Source organism: Blautia sp. ZXY-1-B12 (genome assembly GCF_056339915.1).
The window spans coordinates 1-8,009 of record NZ_JBWJVP010000188.1 but is presented as its reverse complement, the minus strand read 5'-3'; the positions used below and the strand labels follow the sequence as shown (position 1 = coordinate 8,009).

Here is an 8,009-nt window from a genome sequence, read left to right as displayed (position 1 = left end):
CTATTATACATTCAGAGATGAATATGAGTATAAAAGAGAAAACGACCTGCTTGATAAAGATGAAGCTGGAAATACAATCGAATCGGGAGACATTATTAAGAAAGTCAGTGGGTTCATGGGTCTGGATGTAAGAACGATAACAAAATATCGTACTCTTCTTAAATTAATTCCAAAACTGCAGGAAATGGCCGCTTCCAAAGAATATTCCTGGACTGCACTCACAGATGCTGTAACTCTTTCTGATCAAAAGCAGGAAGAACTTGTATGTGATATTCAGAATGAACCGGAGCCGGTTACAAAAACATGGATTATCAAAAAGTGCAGAGAATTAAAGCAGGAAGAGATTGAAAACGACCAGAAAAAAAAGGCTCAAGAAATTGAGCAGACAAATATTCCAAAGTCTAAGGCGACAGGTTATATCAAACCAAAAGTTGCCACAAAGAAAATCAAAAAATACTCTTCTGAATTAACAGAAGTATTAAAAGATGAATATGTGATCCCGGAGAAGGATCTGGAACAAACGATCAACGAGCTGGAAGGTCTAAATAAAATCATTTCTGAAAAGATTGAAGTATTAATGAACCGTTTTGCAAATTAAATAGGAACCGGGTTCCGATTGTAAGAGATAATGTACTGCATTATCTCTTTTTTTATTTTGCCTTTAATAATTTCATTTTATATTGCAAACGAAAAACGAAAGGAGAAAATCATGAACAGAAATGAAATTATTGCAAGGCTTATGGAGAACGACAGTACGGTCCTGTCGTTTCCTGACAGAGGACCATGGGGAGACCAAAAATACAGGGGGAACTGCTCTGGCTGGTATCAGGCATTTTTAATCTGGAAGTATAAGGTCAAAAAATTCGCAGAATTATTTGCCGGATCAGGGACCGGTTTTGATGTAGCCAAAGATATGAAAATTGATTATGTTGGAGCGGACTTAAATCCAACGCCGGTACGTCCCGGGATCTTATGCGTAAATGCAGTGACTGATGAAGTTCCAGTACAGTTTACAGATGCAGACTTCTTGTTTATGCATCCGCCATATGGAGCTGAGATCAGGATACCCTATGCCGGTTCTATGTATCCGGACCCAAGTGGTGAATTATCAAAATGTGACCTGGGGCAGATGCCATGGGAAACATTTATGAAAACCTTAAACGGTATCGTTATGAAATATTTCGCCTCTTTACAGAGTGGGGCACGAATGGGAATCTTAATGGGAGATGTCCGCAGAAACGGGTTACATTCCATGTTAACGGACATCGTAAAACCAGGCGGACTGGAACAGGTGCTCATTAAAATGCAGCACAATACCTGTTCTGGAGGTCGAAGTTATTCTTCCAAAAACTTCGTCCCGATCGTACATGAGTATATTCTCGTACTCAAAAAAATAGCTCCTTATATTCTTGATTTTCAGATTCCACTCAAAAAGGAACTGGATATCAGGAATAGCAGATCTGCAACCTGGAGGGACGTTGTATTTGCAGTACTCAAAAAACTCGGAAGAGCATCTTCCCTTTCAAATATCTACAGGGAAGTGGAAGGGTATGCAAAAGCTGGTTCCAATCCACACTGGAGAGACAAGGTCAGACAGGTACTTCAGATGTATCCGGATTTTGTATCCGAAAGCCGCGGTATCTGGAGTCTTGCTGCATGAACCGACAGATAAAAAAGTGAATTCGAATTCACTTTTTTATCGGAACCCGGTTCTGATTGTAACAATTTCATCAATTAAAAAAGATCCTCCGATTGATAAATTCGGAAGATCTTTTTTTATTCTATGGAGAATTCATTATTCTAATTTTTTTTTGATCTCAGTAATATAATCATTAAGGTTATCCTGCATCTCAATCAGGATGGATAAACAATCCTCAAGACGATTCGCCTTAATGATCGAATCATCTTCAAAAGCAGATTTCAGAAAATCATAGCTTTTTTCTATCCTTTTATATCCGTCTTTATGACGGAATTTAGTTTTTTCTTTAACTTCAGGATGATCTGGTTTTTCTTCCCTGTATACAGAATACACATAATCCTTTTTTATACATTTCGCTTTATCGATCTCGTCTTTGATCCAATTACCCGAAACAGCAGATTGAATACTGCCCTGCATTGTAATCTTTCTGTATAGCATATTTTGTTGGAAATCATTAAGCTGACTTGCCTGGCTTAAAATCGCCCATGAATAATTTCCACTCTCTGCTAAGGACTGCATTTTCGGATTTAACTTAAGTAATGCCCTCATTTTTGATATGTGCGCTATAGATATATTCATTTCTTTGGAGATTCGTTCCAGAATCGGAAATGTGTTCTTTCCTATTTTTTTCAGGTAGTCATTTTCCATTTTATATGTGTGATATTTAAAATCGATCAATTTGGCAGTTCCCAGTGGAGTAGTTGGACGAGCGTAGTCATTCCACTGATTTAGTCTTTTTCTTCGTTCAACCAGATTTTGGGGAGGTTCAGTAATAAAGACAGGAACTTCTGTTATATCTGCAAGCATAGCTGCGTCATATCTACGATGCCCGGATTCGATCCGGTATTTTTCTCCTTCGATCGGGTATGCTACAAGATCTCCAAAGAAACCTATATCCTTCATTGATTCAGCAAGATTGCTTACATCTGTATCCAGATATGCCTCTTCATTTAAAGGATCTTTTTCCAGACAGGTAAGCGGTAATATTTTAATTTTAAAATCTTTGTATTCCATAAAATCAGCTTTTATCCTTCGTTATCATTTTGATTATTTCAATTTTATCCTGTTAACATTTTAAATCATGCCAAGATAAAATTCAATTATAAATAAGAATAAACTGTCAAAATAATGTCTGGATCGTATCAAATTATTATCAAAAAAAAGACTCATTTCAATCGGAACCGGGTTCCGATTGAGAAGAGTATTTTTTTTATTCAGGAATATAACCATTTTCTACCATTTGCAGATAATTCTCGTATAATCGGTATTCCTCATCAGGAAGGATTTCCTTCATATACGCCCTGTCCTCAAATACTGTCTGACAGAATTTTCTGTAAGACAAATTCTTAGGATATTTTACGGAGTTATCATCCTGAATATAGGAACTGAAGCAAAGGTTCCGTATCATTTCGCTGTCATATTCGAATGGCTCATTGTACTCTGGTTCTTCCTTGTACATTTTTGTATACACAACAGCTTTAAGATGATTTTCCTTCTGCTCGATAAGAGCAAGTGGCATGATGTCACCATCAGCTCTGGTAAAATCAACGGAAATTCCAGGGTAATCTGGGTCATTAATCTCTGAGGCCTCCAGAAAACCTCCGCGGACTGCCACCTTGCAGCATTCCTCTCTGATTAGCCAGTGGTAGCATTTAGCTCCTGCATGAATAAACGCTGTTTTGTCTGAAAGTTCGGAAGCGGATACAGATTTCATTTTTATGATCACCTGAAAATCCTTTCTCATTTTTTCCTGAAGAAACGACAGACTAAGGCTTTCCTCTACAGAAATACCTCCAAATGAAGTAGATTTGATTAACTGATACATAATTTTCTCCTTTCGTTTTTTATTTGTGTCAATATGAAGGTTCATGCGATATAATAAAAACAGTGGGATTTTTCGCACCATTAAAAAGAAATCAAAAAATTAATTATGATAAAGAAAAAAGGAAAAATAAGGAATGGCAGAAGTCAGCTTCTCGGCTATAGAATAACCGAGCATGCAGAAATGTATGGATCAGTTATCTGTAGTACCCGAAAGGGCATGCTGACTAGACTAAGCGCAACGGAACTTACAGCTTCCATGCTGTGAAGGATACCATTAGTGCTACGTCCCGGATATCAATACCCGACCCGGTGGTACCCAAGCCGGCACAGGGTTCAGGCAACGGATGTCTTCCCGGAGAAGAAGATACCGACCTGGTGCAGGAAGTATCCGGAACATTGTCGAAGGGTGAACACTCCCCTGTGGGAGGGCAGGACTTTTGCGTACCTGCCATAATAACATAAGGAGGGACCAGCCATGAGTGTGTTTGTGGTAGGGCTGAACGGATGCCGGCTGATGCCTGCATCTGAAAGGAAAGCCCGTTTATTACTGAAGGGTGGGAAAGCTTCCGTTTACCGGAAGGTCCCATTTACAATAAAACTGAACTATAAGACCGGCAGCACCGTACAGCCCGGATATCTAGGGATCGATACCGGGTCGCAGCACATCGGAGCTTCCGTTGTGCAAAAGGACGGTACTGTCTTACATAAGGAAGAGATCGGGCTCCGGGATTCCATGTCCAAACGGAGGCTGTTGGAATCAAGGGCTTCCTCAAGGAGAGGGAGACGGTATCGGAAGACCCGGTACCGGCACCCGAAGTGGAAGCCAAAGACAAAGCGTATCTACAATGAGAAGGCAGACCGGAAAGGACGGCACTGGAAGAAACAGAAGAACACGTTCACTTCCAAAAGACAGGCAGGGTGGCTGCCGCCATCCCTGCAGTCCAAAACGGATCATCATATCCAGTGGATCCGGAAACTACTGGACCTTCTCCCGGAAGGATACCGGCTTTCCATCGAACTGGGCCGTTTTGACCCGGCCAGGATGAAGGATCCGGGGATCCACGGGGAGCTGTACCAGAAAGGACCGCAGTATGACTATGAAAATGTGCGCGCCTATGTCCTTGCCCGGGACGGGTATACCTGCCGGGTATGTAAAAAGAATGGCGGGAAGCTTCATGTACACCATATCCTTTACAGGAGCAGGGGAGCATCGGATGACCCAAAGTACATGGCTGCGGTATGCAGTAACTGCCATACCACGGAAAACCATCTGCCCGGAGGCATCCTTTACCAGTGGATGCAGGATCAGAAAAAGTTTACCAGGGGCCTGAGAGATGCCACGTTCATGAACATCCTGAAGAAACGTCTGCGGAAGGCATTCCCGGATGCGGTATTTACCTATGGCAATATCACTAAGGCAGACAGGGAGAAACTGGAACTGCCGAAAAGCCATGGGAACGATGCCACTGCCATCGCGCTGGTGAAGACGGAAGTCACATCCGTGAAGGATGAAGAACCTGTCATCCACATCCAGCAGGTAAGGAGAAAAAAACGCTCCCTCCATGAAGAAACCCCTCGGAAGGGCAGGAAGGAACCAAACCGTACTGCTTCAAGGATCGATAAGAACACAAAGTCTGTTACGGTCACAAAAGGAAGCGGGGAGAAAAAAGCCTCCATGACCGCCTGTCTGTTCGACCGCGTGGAACTGGATGGAAAAAAAGGATGGATCACCGGTTTTACCGGGACTTCCTGCTATGTAAAGGATAAGGAGGACAGCTATATCTGTACATCTCCCAAATACAAGCAGGTCAGTATATCAAGGCTCCGGATCCTGCATCACTGTGGGAACTGGGCGATAGGAGCAGAAAAGCCTCTCGGGAAGAGGTAACGGTCAAAAAAACGTCCTGCTTTCATCTCGGTAATTGAATTACCGAGAATTCCCGCAGAGTATCTTAAAATTCGAAATCATTAAAAGTATCGGCGTACTTTCTGAGACAAGCAATGGCTGGAAGAAAGAAGTTAACATCGTATCCTGGAATGGCGGAGATTCAAAATATGACATCCGCATCTGGAACCAGGATCGTACAAAGATGGAAAAAGGCGTAACGCTTTCATCCGCGGAGATTGAAAAATTGCGTGAACTTCTTGGATAAGAAATCGGAACCGGGTTCCGATTGAAAAAAAGACATGCATCTGCATGTCTTTTCGTTTTTGAACAATCAGGCAAACATCCGGCAGTGCGACTTTTCGCACTCTCTGATGTACGCAAGAGCTTCCCTTTTTGAACCCACATGGATCTGTTCCTGCCAGTAACCAAAGGAATCATTCCAGAACATCAAAAGATATTTTGGAGTAAATTCATTATGATACTTCGCATCATTCAAATGGAGCTGCAATCCCTTATAAATAAAATCGTGGCTCTTCAATGCTCCCATATCCATTCCTCCTATCTGAAATCATCGATCACGAAAACATAATCCCCATCTCTTAATGCATCACAGATGGAATAGATTTCATCCATCGTAAGAGAGAAGATGTCATGATCATCAGCATCCGACATTGCATTTCTCTCATAACATTTGATATTTGAGAGAAAATCAGAATATGGATTTTCATTCTTAGCTGACAGATATGCATCGTTGTATCCATCACAGCTTATAATGTTGCAATAGAGGCTGTTTGCATCAGAAAAGCAGTCTCTGTCGAGAAGGTTCTCCTCCGGATGTTTTGCTATTACATATTTATAGCCTTCAGCATTTTCCATCCATCCAAGGAAATAATATTCCCCGTTTTTGATACGGATAGCGATTACAGTATCGTAATCCGGTTCACTTGAAGTAAATACAGCATCACTCAATCTGATCATAATTTCCTCCTTTGTTTTAACAGCTTACAAATTCATAGTCTTTGATTTCCTCGCCGTCTGAAAAACGGACGTACAAGGTTTCATCGGCCTCTACTGTTTCGCAGTCCCAGCCGTTTCCCAACATCTCAATAATTTCTCTTAATTCGTCCTCAGTAATACTATATTCCATAATTTTCTCCTTTTTCTTCAAATATATCCAATATGTATGTTAGAAAAGCATTCTCATTTCCCGGATAGTAAAATTCCGATAATCCCGGATCATCAGGTTTGCATTTACAACGAAATTTGGCAAAAAGTCTATCCAGATTGCTTTCCGGATTGACACATGGCTCCAACTCAATGTTTTTTATGATATAGAGATCAACATCACTTATGTCAAACTCAATATGCGAGACATAAAATGTGCGGCAGGTAAACATATCCATATCTGGTTTATCTAACAGCCAGCATTCCCCAGTCAGATCGGAATCTGGTACATATTCCAAAATATCTTCCATATACCGTATCCCTTTTGCTTTTTCTTCCGGGTAATGTACCAGAATACATTGATCCTCCGGTATTGTATAGACATATAATACCGGGCAGATTCCAAGTTTCAGCATACAGGAGATATTTCGTCCTCCTTCCGGAATGGCACTTAAAGCCTTCAACGCTGAGAATTGGCTGAACGAAATTCTGGATATATAGGAATTTTCTCCGCAGCATCTGGAAACAGGTATCCTGGGATAAAACTGTTTGACCGGAAATAAGCTCACATGATAGAGCATATCAATCCTCCTTAGTTATCCATAATCCATCAGGTTTTCTTGTCGGATATCCTCGCAGCCTGCCACAGGCATTACAATATCCGGCAATTACTCCGTCTGCATTTCTGTAATGAAAGCAGTTAGAGCCACAGATGCAGCGGCTTCCCTTGCTGATAAAAGTACATATACTTTTGTCTTCAGGATGGCATAATATCTTACTCATGTTATTCCTCCTAAGTTCCCGGCTGCTTTCAGGCAGCCGGGTTGTTATGTTTAAACAGCATAGATGCTCCAGCAACAGGTTCCGTCGCCGTTTAAGTACAACAGTGCAGATTCTTCTCCGAGATAAGACATATCTGCCCAGGTTTCATTCTGGTCTTCCGGATAATACTCTTCATAAGACTTGACCATCTTCTCATGAGCCTCTTTTCTTGTTTCGCATGTTTCTGCCTCGATGCTTTCGCCGTCAGAAAAAATAAGTACATATTTCATAATGTTTCCTCCTGTGTTTTAAATTTTTCTAAAAATTCCTCTTCCGTGATGACCGGCACACCAAGTTTTGCTGCTTTCACAGACTTGGCAGAAGTGGATGGTTCATTGGAAATCAGGTAATCTGTCTTTGAAGAAACAGAACCGGATACCTTTCCATTTCTGGATTCGATCTCTTCTTTCAACGCATTTCTGTTCTTGAAGATGTGGACTGCTCCAGTAATCACAAAGGTCATCCCTTCCAAGGAAGCTGATATTTCTTTCTTCTGGATCAGATCATCTGAAATGGTGAGAAGATTTAGCAGTTTTTTGTATTCTGCTTCATTCGTCTCAAACCAGTCCTGCATGGCCTTTGCCCGTACATCCCCGATCCCATCCATAGATA

At 41.3% G+C, this 8,009-nt stretch carries 13 protein-coding genes; 4 read left to right on the top strand and 9 right to left on the bottom strand.

The features are described 5' to 3' along the window. Together AC075L_RS10585 and AC075L_RS10580 are read left to right on the top strand one after the other, a co-directional pair. Window positions 1-598, top strand: a 598-nt coding sequence (locus tag AC075L_RS10585) for a hypothetical protein (RefSeq protein WP_476387642.1), incomplete at its 5' end; no start/stop codon positions are given. Window positions 599-709: 111 nt separating this feature from the next. After that, window positions 710-1,660, top strand: a complete 951-nt coding sequence (locus AC075L_RS10580; protein ID WP_476387641.1) for a hypothetical protein — start codon at window positions 710-712, stop codon at window positions 1,658-1,660. Between the two features lie 135 nt (window positions 1,661-1,795). On the opposite strand, the gene AC075L_RS10575 is transcribed toward AC075L_RS10580, so the two are convergent. Then, entirely contained in the window at window positions 1,796-2,713 is a 918-nt protein-coding gene (locus AC075L_RS10575; RefSeq protein WP_476387640.1) for a ParB/RepB/Spo0J family partition protein, read from the bottom strand. 196 nt (window positions 2,714-2,909) lie between these two features. Then, window positions 2,910-3,524: a hypothetical protein gene (locus AC075L_RS10570; protein ID WP_476387639.1), complete on the bottom strand. Its 615-nt coding sequence runs from the start codon at window positions 3,522-3,524 to the stop codon at window positions 2,910-2,912. Between the two features lie 474 nt (window positions 3,525-3,998). Here AC075L_RS10570 and iscB point away from each other — a divergent pair, with 474 nt between their 5' ends. Together iscB and AC075L_RS10560 are read left to right on the top strand one after the other, a co-directional pair. Continuing rightward, entirely contained in the window at window positions 3,999-5,411 is a 1,413-nt protein-coding gene (gene iscB, locus AC075L_RS10565; RefSeq protein WP_476387638.1) for an RNA-guided endonuclease IscB, read from the top strand. 34 nt (window positions 5,412-5,445) lie between these two features. Beyond that, window positions 5,446-5,676, top strand: coding sequence for a YdbC family protein (locus AC075L_RS10560; protein WP_476387637.1), 231 nt, complete (start codon window positions 5,446-5,448; stop codon window positions 5,674-5,676). Window positions 5,677-5,742: 66 nt separating this feature from the next. On the opposite strand, the gene AC075L_RS10555 is transcribed toward AC075L_RS10560, so the two are convergent. From AC075L_RS10555 to AC075L_RS10525, 7 genes are all read right to left on the bottom strand, one after another. Then, entirely contained in the window at window positions 5,743-5,958 is a 216-nt protein-coding gene (locus AC075L_RS10555) for a hypothetical protein (RefSeq protein WP_476387636.1), read from the bottom strand. A gap of 11 nt (window positions 5,959-5,969) precedes the next feature. Then, on the bottom strand, window positions 5,970-6,389 hold the full coding sequence (locus tag AC075L_RS10550) for a hypothetical protein (protein ID WP_476387635.1): 420 nt from the start codon (window positions 6,387-6,389) through the stop codon (window positions 5,970-5,972). A 16-nt stretch (window positions 6,390-6,405) separates the two neighbouring features. After that, window positions 6,406-6,558, bottom strand: a complete 153-nt coding sequence (locus AC075L_RS10545; RefSeq protein WP_476387634.1) for a hypothetical protein — start codon at window positions 6,556-6,558, stop codon at window positions 6,406-6,408. Beyond that, window positions 6,548-7,156 (bottom strand): hypothetical protein, encoded by a 609-nt coding sequence (locus AC075L_RS10540; protein WP_195659174.1) that lies wholly within the window; start codon window positions 7,154-7,156, stop codon window positions 6,548-6,550. The genes AC075L_RS10545 and AC075L_RS10540 overlap by 11 nt, the downstream gene beginning before the upstream one ends. Window position 7,157: 1 nt before the next feature. Then, window positions 7,158-7,358 carry a hypothetical protein gene (locus AC075L_RS10535; RefSeq protein WP_476387633.1) on the bottom strand — a complete coding sequence of 67 codons (201 nt, stop codon included), beginning with the start codon at window positions 7,356-7,358 and terminating at the stop codon, window positions 7,158-7,160. 50 nt (window positions 7,359-7,408) lie between these two features. Beyond that, entirely contained in the window at window positions 7,409-7,627 is a 219-nt protein-coding gene (locus tag AC075L_RS10530; RefSeq protein ID WP_118566598.1) for a hypothetical protein, read from the bottom strand. After that, the coding region (locus AC075L_RS10525; RefSeq protein ID WP_476387632.1) for a BRCT domain-containing protein at window positions 7,624-8,009 on the bottom strand (386 nt) is incomplete at its 5' end. The genes AC075L_RS10525 and AC075L_RS10530, both read right to left, overlap by 4 nt.

What these genes read in the sequence shown, in the direction of transcription:
- AC075L_RS10540 (WP_195659174.1), bottom strand. Translation starts at nt 7,156, where the DNA reads ATGCTCTATCATGTGAGCTTATTTCCGGTCAAACAGTTTTATCCCAGG.
- AC075L_RS10555 (WP_476387636.1), bottom strand. Translation starts at nt 5,958, where the DNA reads ATGGGAGCATTGAAGAGCCACGATTTTATTTATAAGGGATTGCAGCTC.
- AC075L_RS10575 (WP_476387640.1), bottom strand. Translation starts at nt 2,713, where the DNA reads ATGGAATACAAAGATTTTAAAATTAAAATATTACCGCTTACCTGTCTG.
- AC075L_RS10530 (WP_118566598.1), bottom strand. Translation starts at nt 7,627, where the DNA reads ATGAAATATGTACTTATTTTTTCTGACGGCGAAAGCATCGAGGCAGAA.
- AC075L_RS10580 (WP_476387641.1), top strand. Translation starts at nt 710, where the DNA reads ATGAACAGAAATGAAATTATTGCAAGGCTTATGGAGAACGACAGTACG.
- AC075L_RS10535 (WP_476387633.1), bottom strand. Translation starts at nt 7,358, where the DNA reads ATGAGTAAGATATTATGCCATCCTGAAGACAAAAGTATATGTACTTTT.
- AC075L_RS10550 (WP_476387635.1), bottom strand. Translation starts at nt 6,389, where the DNA reads ATGATCAGATTGAGTGATGCTGTATTTACTTCAAGTGAACCGGATTAC.
- AC075L_RS10570 (WP_476387639.1), bottom strand. Translation starts at nt 3,524, where the DNA reads ATGTATCAGTTAATCAAATCTACTTCATTTGGAGGTATTTCTGTAGAG.
- iscB (WP_476387638.1), top strand. Translation starts at nt 3,999, where the DNA reads ATGAGTGTGTTTGTGGTAGGGCTGAACGGATGCCGGCTGATGCCTGCA.
- AC075L_RS10545 (WP_476387634.1), bottom strand. Translation starts at nt 6,558, where the DNA reads ATGGAATATAGTATTACTGAGGACGAATTAAGAGAAATTATTGAGATG.